Below are 13,004 nucleotides of genomic sequence, written 5' to 3'. Positions count from 1 at the left end.
AGCTGCTGCAAGCCGAGGGCCCCGCACCGTGAGGTGCGGGGCCCTTCGGCGTATCCGGCGCTGGGCGCTCAGCCTTCGGTGCGCGGCTCCGGCGCCCACGTCCACGGGTGGGCGTCCGCGCCGAGGCCGATCGCGACGACGCCGTGCTCGCGGTGGGCGTGCAGCGTCGCCGATTCCAGGGCCACGGCCCCCTGCGTACGGGTGGACAGCCGTCCGGCGCCGGTGCGGATCCGGACGCGGCCCCGCAGGTCCTTGCCGACCAGCACCGGCCCCTCGGGGGTCGCGACGGCGCCGACGGGCCCGTACCCGTCGAAGGCGACACGGGTCGGGGCCGCGTCGTCGACGCGTACCGCCGTCAGCTTCTCGCTGGTCGGCGCGCGGTAGTACAGCTCCAGGCCGCCGTCGGGCGCCGCGGCCACCGCCAGCGGGTCGCCGGAGGCGGGCAGGCCGCTGTCGGGGCGGAACGTGACCCGCCCGCCCGGCGCGGTCTGCGCCCAGTGGTGGATCGTGTCGCGGGCGGTGGCGAAGAGGTGGACGCGCCCGGTGCGGTCCGCCGCGGCCGCCAGGCCGTCCTGGATCTCCTCGCCGCCGAGGTCCCGCCAGGGCCCCCAGCTGCCGTCGGGCTCGCGGACGCGGGTGCTGACGCCCTTGTCGGCGTTGCGTACGAAGAGGTGGACCCGGTCGCGGCCGTCGGTGACGGCCACCGGGACGCCGAGCCGGCGCCCGCGGTCGTCGCCGTGCTCGGGGTTGCCGAGCCCGCGCCAGGGGAGGAACGGCCCACCCGGCGTGCGCTGCTCCAGCACCACGATCTCGCGCCTGTTCGGGCCGCCGTGCCCGCCGAGCGCCGCGAAGCGCAGGCCGAAGAGGAGCCGCCGCCCGTCCTTGAGGGCCGCCGAGCCGAGGCCGGGCGCGAGCGGCCCGCCGCCGAGGTCGTCCGGCTCGCCCCACTGGCCGCTGCCGCGCGCGGTCTCGTGCCAGCGCACCGCGCGCAGGCCGAGCACCCCGTACACGGCGAGCCGTCCGTCGGGCTCGGTGACGACGACCGGCCCGGGGTCCGGGTAGCGGTAGTGCGTGGCCCGCACCCACCCCTTCTTGTTGGTGAGGGGGCGGACGCCGCCGACGCTGTAGTCGCCGCAGCCGCCGCTGTTGCCGCACCGCCAGTCCGGGTCGCCGCCGTACGGCACGAGGTGCGCGGCCTTCTCGCGCAGCACGGGCTCGGGGAGGTTCTTGGGCCAGTGCCGGTTGTAGTAGCCCCGGAAGGACGTCGTCACGAAGGCCGGTATCGCGCCGCCGTCCCCCGTCGCGTGCGCGACCCAGCGGATCATCGCCGCCCAGCTGAAGGAGGCGACGGCGGTGTGGTCGGCGTGGTCCGAGTAACCCGGCTGCTCGGAGTCCTTCTTGCGGGTCTTCTCGTCGCTGTGCTGGATGTCCGGGTCCGGGTCCAGGGTGTGGATGACGGTCGGCCGGTACTGCTCCATGAGCCCGACGAGCACGTCGATGAGCCGGTCGTAGTCGTAGTCGTCGGCCTTGCGTACGGGGGAGTCGTCGGCGACGACGGTCCGCAGGCCCAACTGGCGGTCGTGCCACAGGCTGGGGAGCGCCATCCAGCGGCGCGGGGCGTGCATGGCGAGGTTGAGGAAGACCAGCTCGACGCGGCGGTTGCCGTGGGTCAGCGTGTTGATCTCGGCGCGCCGGTCGCCGCGGAGGGTGAGGACGCCCTTCTGCCACGGCGTGAACGTGTCGAGCCCCAACATCCGCGCGTACGCCTGCCGCAGCCCCTGGTGCCGAGCCGAGGAGTACGCCGACTTGTCGGCGGGGATGTCCTTGCGGCCGGGGATGTGGTTCTTGCCGTCGTGCTCGCCCGCGGTGACGTAGACGGAGACCAGCGGGACACCGGCGTCGACCATCCGCTGGGTGTCCGGGTTCATGAAGTACAGGTCGTCGTCCGGGTGTGCGGCGATCTGCATCAGCTGCGCGCGCCGCGAGCTGGTGATCGGCATCCCCGGCGCCGGGTCGGCCGTGGGCCCCCTGCGCCGCGGCGTGGGCACGGTGCACCCGGTGACCCCGGCGGCGACCGCCGCCCCGATGGCGGCCATGCCGGCCAGAACGCCGCGCCGCCGCACGGTCGTCGCCACCCGCCCGATGGCAGGGCGCGGCCCCGCCCCCCGTATCTCGTTCACTTGTCGTGCTCCCCGTCCGCTTCCCCCGCAGCGGTGCCCCCGCCTGCGTTACGTCGTCCCCGATCGCGGCGGCGGGGCTGGTGCGGAGCCGCGCGCCGCGCGGTCGGTTAGACGGATTATCGGGGGGCGGGGTTGCCTGGGGCGGGGCGGGTCTCCTCAGGACTGTCCCGGCGCTCCGGTGCCGACAGCGCCGCACGGTCCCGCCGCGAACGCAGCACCGCCAGCGCGCCGATGGCGACCAGTGACCAGCCGCCGGAAACCGGCTCCAGCAGGGACACCGGCACCCCGAGCGCCAGCAGGATCCACCCGAGGTCGGGGGGCAGCGCCCCGGTGGTCGTCACGGACCTGCGGGCCAGGAGGCCGAGACCGATGAGGGCGATGCCGCACGCCATGAACCAGAGGGCCGTCATGCGGCCCTCGTCGTCGTTGCCGACGGTGTTCCAGAGCCCCTCGGAGAGGATGCCGCTCCAGTGGGAGCGGGCGGCGACGAAGCCGACGAGCAGGTGCGTCGCGGCGGCGGCGTGGACGAGCCGGGGTATCCAGAGGGTGAGGCCGCGGGCAGGGGTCGTCATGAAGTCATGGTCCTTCCGGGTGGCGTGTCGGTTCTTCAGTTGTCCGAGGAGACGGCTGTCGCGGCTGTCCCGGCTGTCCCGGCTGGGACTGCCGGGGCGGCTGGGACCGCCGGGGTGACTGGGGCGGCCGACCCGCGACCTGGCCCGCGACCTGTTCCGCGACCAGGCCCGCCTCGTGCGCCGCGAGGGCGGCCTCCACGCGGTTGCGGGCGCCGAGCTTCGCCAGTACGGCGCTGACGTGGGCCTTCACCGTGCCCTCGACCAGGTGCAGCGTCGCCGCGATCTCCGCGTTGGACAGCCCCGCGCCGAGCCCGGCCAGCACGTCGCGCTCCCGGCGCGTCAGATGGTCGAGGGACCGCCGGGGCCGGGCGGACCGCTGCGCGCGCAGACCGGCGACGACCCGGGCGGCGACCCTCGGCGACAGATAGGCCCCGCCGGAGGCCACGGCCTGCACCCCGTTCAGCAGCTCCCGGGGATCGTCCGCCTTCAGCAGGAACCCGCTGGCGCCTTCCTCCAGGGCCCGTTGGATGAAGTGGTCCTCGCCGAACGTCGTCAGCATCACCACGCTGCTCGTCGGCACGGCCTCGTGGATGCGGGCCGCCGCCGCGATGCCGTCGAGGCCGGGCATCTGGATGTCCATGAGGACCACGTCGGGCCGGTGACGGCGCGCCAGCGCGACCGCCTCCGCCCCGTCGGCCGCCTCGGCGACCACCTCCGTCCGCGGGTCCCGCGCCAGGATGGCCCGGATACCGGCCCGCACCATCGCCTCGTCGTCCACCACGAGGACGCGGACCGGCCGTTGACCTGGTGTCGTCTCTTCCACACGGCGAGCGTACGGACCCGGCCGGGCGGCGCTACCGGGCCCCGCCGAAATCCGACCTACGGCGCAGCACCACCCCCGACGAAGGGAAGGAAGGACCTGACGATCGCCCCATGTGCCCCTGGACGCAGCGCTCTTAGCGTCGTCGCCGTACCCCGGAGCGGACGGAGGAATCGGTGTGATCACCCTGAGAGGGCTCGGCAAGCGCTACGGCGAGACCGTCGCCGTCGACGACCTGACACTGGACGTCGAGGAAGGGAAGGTGACCGGCTTCCTCGGCCCCAACGGGGCCGGGAAATCCACCACGATGAGGATGATCCTCGGCCTCGACCACCCCTCCCGAGGCCGGGCCCTCGTCAACGGCAGGCCCTACGCCGCCCTGCGGCACCCGGTCCGCGAGGTCGGCGCGCTGCTGGACGCGAAGGCGCTCCACCCGGCGCGCTCCGCCCGCAGCCACCTCGTCGCACAGGCCCGCAGCAACGGCATCCCGGTACGCCGCGTGGACGAGGTGCTGGAGACCGTCGGCCTCGCCAAGGCGGCGCGCCGCCGCGCCGGGACGTACTCGCTCGGCATGTCCCAGCGGCTCGGCGTGGCGGGGGCGCTGCTCGGTGACCCGTCCACGCTGATCTTGGACGAGCCGGTCAACGGCCTCGACCCCGACGGCGTGCGCTGGATGCGCGACCTCGTCCGGAGCCTGGCCGCGCAGGGCCGCACGGTGTTCCTCTCCAGCCACCTGATGAGCGAGATGCAGCTGACGGCCGACCACCTCGTGGTCATCGGCCGGGGCCGGCTGTTGGCCGACACCTCCATGGCGGACTTCCTCGCGGGCGGCTCCCGTGCGACCGTGCGGGTGCGCGTACCGGATCCGGAGGAGCGGGCCGTCCTCGTACGCCGCCTGGCGGCCGATCGCTTGGACGCCACGGTGACCGTGACCGTCGACACGGCGGACCGGGACGAGATCGTCGTCACGGGCCGGACCGCCGGGCAGATCGGTGACCTCGCCCACCGCTGCGGCGTCCGGCTGCACCAGCTCACCGACGTCCACGTGTCCCTGGAGCAGGCGTACATGGACCTGACGGCGCGCAGCGTCGAGTACGCGACGGGCGCACGGACCGAGGAGGAGGCGTGATGACGGCCCACCACGCATCTCAGGTCAAGGGGCCGGCCGGGCCGTTTCGCGGGGCCGTGGCCGCCGAGTGGACCAAGCTGTGGTCGGTGCGCGCCCCGTACCTCTGTCTCGCGGCGGCGCTCGCCGTGACCGGCGTGTTCACCTTCTACTACGGCTCGATCGCGCGCATCAACGACCATCCCGTCCAGCCGGTCGGCCATGCGGCGATCTCCTCCACGGTCCTCGTCCAGTTCGCCGTGGTCATCCTGGCCATGCTCACCGTCACCGGCGAGTACGCGACCACCAGCATGAGCTCGTCCCTGCTCTGGGTACCGGTACGCCGCCGCGTCCAGCTCGCCAAGGCCCTGGTCACCGCGCTGGTCACCTTCACCGCCGGCACGGTGTGCGCCGCGCTGGGCACGGCTGTCGCCTGGGGACCGTTCTCCGGCCACGCCTCGTTCGACGCCGCCGAGACGGTGGGGCAGGTCCTCTCCGTCGGCGCGTACTACGCCCTCGTCGCCGTCATGACCGTGGGCGTCTCCTTCGCCACGCGCCACGCCGCCGGCACCCTGACGGTGCTCTTCACCCTGCTGTGGGCCCTGCCGAGCATGCTGGTGGGGCTCGGCGGCCCGGCCCTGCTCGCGGTCAACGACTGGCTGCCGCACAGCGCGGGCGGCATCCTCATGCGCGGCGGCTCCGGCGCCCCCTACGGCCCCGCCACCGCGGTCGCCGTCCTGCTCGCGTGGACGCTCGCCGCCCACCTCACCGGTCTGTACGTGCTGCGCCGCCGGGACGCCTGACCCGACCCCGTTCGCGTACGGGTGACGTAGCGTCGGCCCGGTGACAGCACGGACCTTGCCCCCCGGACTGCCAGGAGAGGAACCCCGACCGACGATGCGGCGCCTTCGCGTATCGCTGAGGCCGTGGCCGTGGCCGTGGCCGAGACCGTGGGCCAGGCCGGTGGTCGCCGACATCGCCCTGTGGGTGGTGTTCGCGACCGCCGGCGCCCTCTGGTTCGGCGACACCCGGGCCGCCTCCGCCACCCGGGACCTGCTCGTCCCCCTGCTCGCGCTGGCTGTGGCCGTACCGCTGTCCCGCCGCCGCCCCGGGGCGGCCGTCCTCCTGGCCAACGTCCCGTGCGCGCTGGGGCTCGCCGGTGCCGCGAGCCCGGCGAACGTCTACGCGCTGACGCTGGCCTGCATGAGCTTCCTGCTGGGCGCCCGCAGCGCCACGGCCCGCACGCCGCTGCTGGTGCTCGCCGGCTGCCTGACGGTCGACCTGGCCGTCTGCGCCGTCCTGCGGGTCCCCGCGGTGTGGTGGTTCTACGCGATGACCATGCTGCCCGCCGCCCTCCTGCCGCCCTGGCTCGCCGGCCGCTACCGGCGCGGGCGCCGCGAACTGATCGAGGGCGGCTGGCAGTTGGCCCGCAACCTGGAGGAACGGCAGCACCTCGCCGCGGAGCGGGCCCGCCTGGCCGAACGCGCGGCCATCGCCGCCGACATGCACGACTCCCTCGGCCACGTCCTGAGCCTGGTCGCGCTGCGCGCCGGGGCGCTGGAGCTGTCGCCGTCCCTCACCGCGCAGGACCGCGACGACGTCGCCGAACTCCGGCGCGCGATATCCGACGCCGTCGACCGGCTCCGCGAGACCGTCACCGTGCTGCGCGCCGACCCGCACGCGGACGCGGCCGACACGGTGGAGGAGCTGCTCGGGCGTGCGGTCGCCTCCGGCGTCCCGGTGCGGTGGGAGCGCGGCGGACCGCCGCCCCGGTCGCCCCTGGTCGAACGGGCCGTGTACCGGGTGGTGCAGGAGGCCCTCACCAACGCCACCAAGCACGCGCCGGGCAGCGCCGTCCGCGTCACCATCGCGCACACCGGCGACACCACGCGCGTACGCGTCGTCAACGCGGAGCCACCGGCCGGCCCGCCGCCGCTCGTTGCGGGCGGAAACCACGGCCTGGCCGGACTGCGCGAGCGGGTGGCGGTCCTGGGCGGCACCTTGCGCGCCGGTCCGTACGCGGGTGGCTTCGAGGTCTCGGCGACCCTGCCGCACCGGGCCTCCGCCCAGGCGACCCCACCCGACCCGGACGACCCGGCCGACCGTACGCCGCCCGCCGACGCCGACGCCGTACCCGAATCGGTACGCCGCCGCGCCCGCGTCCGTCGCGTCGCCCGCTGGCGCTTCGCTGCCGTCTTCGCCTTCCCCGCCGCGGCGGCGGCGGTCTTCCTGCCGAGTGCCGCGTATCTGGCGTACCAGCTCACCGGCAGCGTCCTGCCGCCGTCCCGCTACGAGGGCCTCCGCCTGGGCACCCCCCGCGCGGACCTGGAGCCCCTGCTCCCCGCCCGGCCCTTCCGCTACGCCCCCGAAGCAGCGCGCTCCGCGCCCGCCCCGCCCGGCGCCACCTGCGACTTCTACCGCTCGAACGGCAACGTCCTGGAGGAGGTCGACCTCTACCGCCTGTGCTTCTCGGGCGGGAGGCTGGTCGCCAAGGACACCGTGGGCCCCTAGGTCCGGGAAGGCGGTCCCCCTCGGGGAGTCGGAAAGGGCGGCAGCAGCCAGCTGCGCTGCGGCCAGCCTGCCCGGTCGAGCCTCAGCTGGACTGTTCAGCGGAGGGGCTGATGGCGCTGTCCGTGCCGTAGAAGCGGCCCTGGTCGCACAGGGCGTCGATCTCGGCGTTGTCCTCCTCGCTCAGTTGCGCATCCAGCGCAACGCTGATGACGCGTCGGGCGCGGGCCAATCGCCGAGCGACATCCCAGTCTGCGATGAATTCGCCGACGGTGTACTCGTCGGCGGTTCCGGCTGCCTGACGGGATCCGAGCCGGTCAAGAGAAACGACGAACTCGTTCAGGTCCTGCAGCACTGCGACGACCTCGCTGAGCGGCATGCGGATCTCTCGGGAGGACATGTCCATCAGCCGATTCAACTCCAGAGTCGATGCTCGGGGCCATCCCGATCTTGCCCGTAGGGCAGCTGCTCCAGGGCGGGGCTACGCGTCGGCGAAGATCTCCTCGGCGGAGGTGGCGGTGAGAGCGCGGTCGTACCAGCGGAGCAGGAGATCCATGTCGAAGCAGTCGGCGATGCGCTCGCGGGTGTCGTCGGTGACGTCGAGGGCGCGCCTTTCCAAGACCGACAGGATGTTTTCGATGCGGCACTCTCGGAGGGCTTGCCAACGAGCTGCTTCCCTGAGTGTCACCCTGAAGAAGGGAAAATGCCGATCCACCAGCTCCATCCACTTGGCAAGGGCCTCCGGGTTGTCGCTGAGACCTTGATTGATCTTTTCGATGAGCACCATGCGGCGGTCGAAGATGAACACTTCTTCCGCGTCGGGGTTACTCATCGGCGAAGAGCTCATCGACCGACGTGGCGGTGAGAGCGCGGTCGAACCACTGGTCCAGGAGCTCCAGGTCCAGGCAGCCGGTGATGCGCTCGCGGGCCGCGCTCGGCACGTCCACGCCGTGGCGGTCAAGGAGGCGCAGGATGGCCTTTGCGAGGCCTGCAGCCTGGCCTTCCTGGCGCCCTTCCGCGCGGCCGATTTCGCGGCCTTCCTCGCGGCCCTCCTCCCGCCCCTCCTCGCGCAGCTCCTCCGAGACGGAGGACTGGAAGAACGACAGTTCGACAGCCATCAGTTTCCTCCACAGGGGTGCGATGGGGCGTCCGCCCAGGCCTTGGGCGATGAATTCGGCGAGGACGTACGCCAGCTGTTCAGGTGTTTCGCGCAGGGCGCCGGAGACCGCCTTCAGTATGGCATCGGCGTCCCGATTGTCAGCGTGTGTGATCGCGGCGAGCGTCGCCAGTGCCGGGTCCTTGCGGGCCTCCTCCGTTCTGGTGATCAGTGGCATGTTGTGCGGGCCGATCACGAAGGGCCGCATCGTCAGTGATGCCCACTTCGGGTTCCCGATGTGCACGGGCCGCGTCGCCCACTCGGCCGTGGAACGGTCCTGGCACACGACCAGCAGGAAGACCGGAAGCCGGTACTTGCTGTGCAGGTACGTGAGGTAGTACATCCAGCTGGCGGACTTGGCGAGGTCCTTCTTGCCCTGGGCTTCCACCGCGAGCAGGAAGGTGCCGTCCTCCTCGGTGTCGAAGCGCAGCAGGGTGTCCACCCGGCGTTCGAGGGGGCGGGTCTCGGTGAGGTCCGTGGGCAGGATGTCCACGGCGGTGGGCGGGGCGAAGTCGACGCCCAGCACCTCCGACACCCGGGAGAAGAGGTCCGGGCACTCCTGGAAGATGCGGTGCATCGCCTCGTGGGACGAGCTGACCATGCGGGTCCTTAGGTCGGTGAGGTCGCCGGGAGGCAGTCGCGGCACACGCCCGGTTCCGGGGCGCGGAAGGCCCGTTCGCAGCGGTCGCAGCACTGGAGCGGGTGCGGCCGACGCGCCGCCCGGAACGTCGGCGGTGGCGGCAGCTGGGCCGTCAGGCGGTGGGCGAGCAGAGCGGCCGGGCGGTTCAGCGGCCCGCTCGGCAGGCACGCGGTCAGCGCGGCGCGTACGAGCTCGGGCTCCACCTCGCGCTCCAGCCACGCGACGACCCCCGGAGCCAGCGCCTCCGCGTCCCGCTCCGACAGCAGCAGGCGCGGGTCCACGTGGCGCAGCCCGGCCAGCAGGTCGACGGCCTGCCGCAGCAGGTCCGCGTTCGCGTAGCCCGGCTGCGGTACGGAGAGGGGCCTCGGCTCGCGGCGGGGCCGGGGCGTCGGCTCCGGCGGCGCGGCCGTCGGCTCCGGTGCGGACTCCTTCCGCGCGGCGGCTGGGTTGTTGCAGGAGATCGTGCGGGTGAAGCACCGGCCGTCCGGGGTGCGCCCGCGCTCCCGCCGCAGGTAGCCGTGCTCCTCCAGCTCCCGCAGCGCCGCCGCGACCCGTTCCCTGCCCTCCGGGAAGCGACCCGCCAGGGTCCTGATGTCCACCCGAGCGCCTGGGGGCAGGGACTGGATGTGCACCGAGAGCCCGATCGCCGTCAGGGACAACTTTCCGTGCTGGGCGAGGTGATTGCCGATGATCGTGAACCGGGTGCGGTGCCGGTTGTTCTCGTGGACGACGCCGCCGCTTCGTGAGTGGTGCGTACGGGTGCGGACGTTCCCGCGCTGGGCGCGTGAGCGCGCGCTAAGGTGCTTCGTATCCATCAGGAAGGTCCTACTTCCTCGGTGGCCAGGCCCTCGTCCGGGATTGCCCGTCCCGGCGGGGGCCGTCGCATGTCTGCGGTTCTGTGTCGCCGTGAGCGTAAGACACGCAACCGCCCGTTATGCCACTCCACTTGGCATATTCACTCGGGTGAGTGAGGCCGCCCCACGGGAGGGAGGGGTGGGGTTTGGTTGGGGTTCTTTCTCTCCGGTTCTTTGGTTTTGGGAAGACCGCCCGAGCCACCGAAGACCGGATTTCCGGGCGCCGGTACGAGCCCGATCTCCGCCCACACCGTCTTGCGCGGAACCGGCCCCTCCGTCACACCCCACCGGTCCGCGAACGCCTCGACGAGCACCAGTCCGTGCCCCGTCTCGCTGCGGCACGGGAGCCGGTCCCCGCGCGTGTCCGTCACCTCGACACGGAGCCTCTTGTCGCCCTCGGTCGTACGCAGTTCGAGGACGAAGTCCCGGCCCGGCACCTTGCCGTGGGTGACGGCGTTCGCGGCGAGCTCGGCCACGAGCTGCGCGGCCGTTTCGGCCACCCCGTACGGCAGGTCCCACGCGTGCAGCCGCTCGGTGGCGAGCAGTCGGGCGAGGCGGGCGCCGCGCGGGGTGGGGGACAGGCGCACGCTGAAGTGGCAGGTGGATGAGGGCAGTTCGGTGATTTTGTGGTTCACGCCACAAAGCCTGACGGCGGCGAGCGCGGGCGCGCTAGTCACGTTATGCATGCGTACGGTGACTGTCCGGAGCTTGTCCGGCGCTGTCCGGCCTGTCCGCCGGGGCGTACGGGCAGGGAGGTACGTCGGAGGTGGGCGCGCATGAGCCTGGAAGAGAACGGCAGCAAGAGCGAGGCGGACGAGCCGGGTTGGGAGGTGGACCCGGACGACGAGTCCGGCGCGGCTGTCGTCGCGACGGTGGGGCGGCAGCTGCGGCTGTGGCGGGAGTCCGCGGGTATGAAGGCCGCCGAGTTCGGACTCGCCATCGGGTATGGCGAGGACCTCGTCTACAAGGTGGAGGCGGGCAAGCGGATCCCGAGGCCGGAGTACCTCGACAAGGCGGACGAGGTGCTCCAGGCGGGCGGGCGGATCGCCGCGATGAAAGGCGATATCGCCGAGGTCCGCTACCCGAAGAAGGTACGAGACCTGGCGCGGATGGAGGCCCGTGCTGTCGAGTTGCTGTCGTATGGCAACCACAACCTGCATGGAGTCTTGCAGACGGAGGAATACGCTCGCGCGCTGCTCGGCACGCGTCGGCCTGCTCTGTCGGAAGGCGAGTTGGAGCGGGCTGTTGCGGCGCGCATGGCGCGGCAATCCATCTTTGACCGGGTGCCTGCACCCGAGATGAGCTTTGTCCAGGAAGAGGCGACGCTCCGCCGACCTGTCGGCGGCAGAATGGTGCAGAGCCGACAGCTCGAACGCCTCTTGGAGGTAGGGCACATGCGGAACGTCGAGATTCAGGTCATGCCGACGGACCGCTGGGAGCACCCCGGGACGAGTGGAAAGATCCAGGTACTCAAGTTCGGGGACGGCTCTGCGGTGGGCCGTACTGACGATGAGTACGGAGGGCGTCCTGTCTCCAATCCGAGGCAGCTCAGGGTGCTTGAGCTGCGCTATGGGATTATCCGGGCGCAGGCTCTCACCCCACGGGAGTCGCTGGCCTTCATTGAGCGAGTGCTGGGAGAGACATGATCCGCAAGTCCTCTGCCGGGGAGTCCGACGGGCTCGTCTGGTTCAAGAGCAGCTACAGCGACAGCAGCAACCCGAATGACTGCGTCGAGGTCGCCGCCACCCCCGGAGCCATCCACGTCCGCGACTCCAAGAACCCCGACGGGCCCCGCCTCGCCATCGCGCCCGGCGCCTGGGCCGGCTTCATCGCGGACGCGTCAGCGCGCTGATCACGGATCCCCTACCCTCAGGGCGTTCGACGTCACAAGGGTGGGGATCCGCATGGTAACTGGCACGTCGTCACCCGTGAGCTGGTGGCAGAGGCCGCTCGCGTATCTGGTCGCCGGCATTGTCGTGCTCGGCTTCACCGGCGGTATCGCGTACGTCTTGCTGAGCAGCACCGGCTACGTGCCGTTCGTTTCGATCAAGCAGGTCTGGGAGACCCCGGTCGACCGCAAGGCGGCCGAGCACGGCAACGGCGCCTGGCTCGTCGGTGACACCGTCGTCCGTAGCCGCTACGACGCCGTCACCGGCTTCGACGCGGGGTCGGGGAAGAAGCGCTGGGAGCACCTTCCGCCCCGGCGCACCGAGATCTGCGCGGCCAGTACCGTCGCCGACGACTCCGTCGCGCTGATCGCGTACAGCCAGAAGGGCAAGGGCTGCGACACCGTCGCCGCGCTCGACCTCACGGACGGCCGTGAACTGTGGCGCACGGCCCTCGTACCGGCGAAGGGTGAAGAGGCCGCCGCAGTCCGCGACGTCGCCACCGGTGGCGGACTCGCCGTGGTACAGCAGGGCGCCGTGGCCGTGCGGGTCTTCGACCTGCGGACCGGTACTCCGCGCTGGCAGGCGGCCCTGCCGAAGGGGTGCACCCCGTACACGACCGCCGCCGCCACGAAGCAGGTCCTCGCCGTCCTCACCTGCGGCGACGAACTGAAGCTCGCCGCGTTCGACCCGGCCGACGGCAAGGAGCGGTGGACCGTGCCCCTCGACGACCGGCGGGGCGTGAGCGCGAAGGCGGAGGTGACCTTCGAGTCCGTCGAACCGATCGTGCTGGGCGTGAGTGACGGCACCAGTGTCTTCAGCCCCACCACCCTCACCGCGCTCGCCTTCGGACCGGATGGCCGGCCGCAGGCGCACATCGAGGGCAGCGGCGAGTACGGCAGGATCTCCGACGTGGCGATCGCCAACGGGCGGCTCTTCGCGGTAGCCACGTACAAGGGCAGCCGGAGCGAGTTGGAGCAGATCGTCGCCTTCGACCTCGCGAGCGGGGACGAGCTGTGGCGGGAGGACGGCGGGGGCGGCGGGTCCGACCCCGGGGCGCTGCGCGCGGAGGGCGACCGGGTGTTGTTCCTGGTCGATTCGCACAAGTACGGGGACCGGCTGCTGGTCTACGACGCCGCCACGGGGGAGGAAGAGGAGGACCGCAAGTTCCGCGAGGAGCCGGTCGCGAGCCAGGACCTGCTCACGTACAAGGACCTCTTCATCGTCGTCCGCTGGGGCGAGGGCGTGCGGCCCTTCACGGCGTACGAGCGCTGGTGACGCAC

The 13,004-nt window shown here is 72.3% G+C and carries 13 protein-coding genes and 1 pseudogene; 6 read left to right on the top strand and 8 right to left on the bottom strand.

From position 1 onward, the window contains the following. Positions 1 to 68 precede the first annotated feature (68 nt). The 3 genes and pseudogenes from AC07FJ_RS28175 to AC07FJ_RS28165 all read right to left on the bottom strand — a co-directional run. Positions 69 to 2,096, bottom strand: coding sequence for a PIG-L family deacetylase (locus tag AC07FJ_RS28175; protein ID WP_479052137.1), 2,028 nt, complete (start codon positions 2,094 to 2,096; stop codon positions 69 to 71). Between the two features lie 200 nt (positions 2,097 to 2,296). Beyond that, positions 2,297 to 2,752 (bottom strand): DUF6463 family protein, encoded by a 456-nt coding sequence (locus tag AC07FJ_RS28170; RefSeq protein ID WP_479052082.1) that lies wholly within the window; start codon positions 2,750 to 2,752, stop codon positions 2,297 to 2,299. Positions 2,753 to 2,912: 160 nt separating this feature from the next. Continuing rightward, positions 2,913 to 3,575 (bottom strand): annotated as a pseudogene (locus AC07FJ_RS28165) (response regulator); the annotation flags it as partial. A gap of 175 nt (positions 3,576 to 3,750) precedes the next feature. Between AC07FJ_RS28165 and AC07FJ_RS28160 the strand changes: the two are divergent. The 3 genes from AC07FJ_RS28160 to AC07FJ_RS28150 all read left to right on the top strand — a co-directional run bounded on the left by AC07FJ_RS28160 (position 3,751) and on the right by AC07FJ_RS28150 (position 7,188). Then, positions 3,751 to 4,701, top strand: a complete 951-nt coding sequence (locus tag AC07FJ_RS28160; RefSeq protein ID WP_479052081.1) for an ABC transporter ATP-binding protein — start codon at positions 3,751 to 3,753, stop codon at positions 4,699 to 4,701. Positions 4,702 to 4,757: 56 nt separating this feature from the next. Then, positions 4,758 to 5,480, top strand: coding sequence for an ABC transporter permease (locus AC07FJ_RS28155; RefSeq protein ID WP_479052080.1), 723 nt, complete (start codon positions 4,758 to 4,760; stop codon positions 5,478 to 5,480). Between the two features lie 160 nt (positions 5,481 to 5,640). After that, the gene (locus AC07FJ_RS28150; RefSeq protein ID WP_479052079.1) at positions 5,641 to 7,188 is read left to right on the top strand and encodes a sensor histidine kinase; all 1,548 of its coding nucleotides are present in this window, start codon (positions 5,641 to 5,643) and stop codon (positions 7,186 to 7,188) included. An 82-nt stretch (positions 7,189 to 7,270) separates the two neighbouring features. Here AC07FJ_RS28150 and AC07FJ_RS28145 read toward each other — a convergent pair whose 3' ends face one another. The 5 genes from AC07FJ_RS28145 to AC07FJ_RS28125 all read right to left on the bottom strand — a co-directional run bounded on the left by AC07FJ_RS28145 (position 7,271) and on the right by AC07FJ_RS28125 (position 10,470). Next, positions 7,271 to 7,591, bottom strand: coding sequence for a hypothetical protein (locus tag AC07FJ_RS28145; RefSeq protein WP_479052078.1), 321 nt, complete (start codon positions 7,589 to 7,591; stop codon positions 7,271 to 7,273). A 75-nt stretch (positions 7,592 to 7,666) separates the two neighbouring features. After that, positions 7,667 to 8,017: a hypothetical protein gene (locus tag AC07FJ_RS28140; RefSeq protein WP_479052077.1), complete on the bottom strand. Its 351-nt coding sequence runs from the start codon at positions 8,015 to 8,017 to the stop codon at positions 7,667 to 7,669. Further along, on the bottom strand, positions 8,010 to 8,942 hold the full coding sequence (locus AC07FJ_RS28135) for a hypothetical protein (protein ID WP_479052076.1): 933 nt from the start codon (positions 8,940 to 8,942) through the stop codon (positions 8,010 to 8,012). The genes AC07FJ_RS28140 and AC07FJ_RS28135 overlap by 8 nt, the downstream gene beginning before the upstream one ends. Before the next feature lie 8 nt (positions 8,943 to 8,950). Next, entirely contained in the window at positions 8,951 to 9,796 is an 846-nt protein-coding gene (locus tag AC07FJ_RS28130) for a helix-turn-helix domain-containing protein (RefSeq protein ID WP_479052075.1), read from the bottom strand. A gap of 140 nt (positions 9,797 to 9,936) precedes the next feature. Next, positions 9,937 to 10,470, bottom strand: coding sequence for an ATP-binding protein (locus tag AC07FJ_RS28125; RefSeq protein WP_479052074.1), 534 nt, complete (start codon positions 10,468 to 10,470; stop codon positions 9,937 to 9,939). Positions 10,471 to 10,611: 141 nt separating this feature from the next. Here AC07FJ_RS28125 and AC07FJ_RS28120 point away from each other — a divergent pair, with 141 nt between their 5' ends. The 3 genes from AC07FJ_RS28120 (at position 10,612) to AC07FJ_RS28110 (ending at position 12,999) form a co-directional block, all read left to right on the top strand. Continuing rightward, entirely contained in the window at positions 10,612 to 11,481 is an 870-nt protein-coding gene (locus AC07FJ_RS28120; RefSeq protein WP_479052073.1) for a helix-turn-helix domain-containing protein, read from the top strand. Further along, positions 11,478 to 11,687, top strand: coding sequence for a DUF397 domain-containing protein (locus tag AC07FJ_RS28115; protein WP_479052072.1), 210 nt, complete (start codon positions 11,478 to 11,480; stop codon positions 11,685 to 11,687). The genes AC07FJ_RS28120 and AC07FJ_RS28115 overlap by 4 nt, the downstream gene beginning before the upstream one ends. Positions 11,688 to 11,763: 76 nt before the next feature. Continuing rightward, positions 11,764 to 12,999 carry an outer membrane protein assembly factor BamB family protein gene (locus AC07FJ_RS28110; RefSeq protein ID WP_479052071.1) on the top strand — a complete coding sequence of 412 codons (1,236 nt, stop codon included), beginning with the start codon at positions 11,764 to 11,766 and terminating at the stop codon, positions 12,997 to 12,999. The last annotated feature ends 5 nt before the right edge of the window (positions 13,000 to 13,004 follow it).

The organism is Streptomyces sp. NPDC045998 (genome assembly GCF_056430285.1).
This window is presented reverse-complemented; position numbering and strand designations above follow the sequence as displayed.

Coding starts and splice junctions, on each gene's coding strand:
- AC07FJ_RS28120 (WP_479052073.1), top strand. CDS start 10,612: ATGAGCCTGGAAGAGAACGGCAGCAAGAGCGAGGCGGACGAGCCGGGT.
- AC07FJ_RS28140 (WP_479052077.1), bottom strand. CDS start 8,017: ATGAGTAACCCCGACGCGGAAGAAGTGTTCATCTTCGACCGCCGCATG.
- AC07FJ_RS28175 (WP_479052137.1), bottom strand. CDS start 2,096: ATGGCCGCCATCGGGGCGGCGGTCGCCGCCGGGGTCACCGGGTGCACC.
- AC07FJ_RS28115 (WP_479052072.1), top strand. CDS start 11,478: ATGATCCGCAAGTCCTCTGCCGGGGAGTCCGACGGGCTCGTCTGGTTC.
- AC07FJ_RS28130 (WP_479052075.1), bottom strand. CDS start 9,796: ATGGATACGAAGCACCTTAGCGCGCGCTCACGCGCCCAGCGCGGGAAC.
- AC07FJ_RS28170 (WP_479052082.1), bottom strand. CDS start 2,752: ATGACGACCCCTGCCCGCGGCCTCACCCTCTGGATACCCCGGCTCGTC.
- AC07FJ_RS28135 (WP_479052076.1), bottom strand. CDS start 8,942: ATGGTCAGCTCGTCCCACGAGGCGATGCACCGCATCTTCCAGGAGTGC.
- AC07FJ_RS28145 (WP_479052078.1), bottom strand. CDS start 7,591: ATGGACATGTCCTCCCGAGAGATCCGCATGCCGCTCAGCGAGGTCGTC.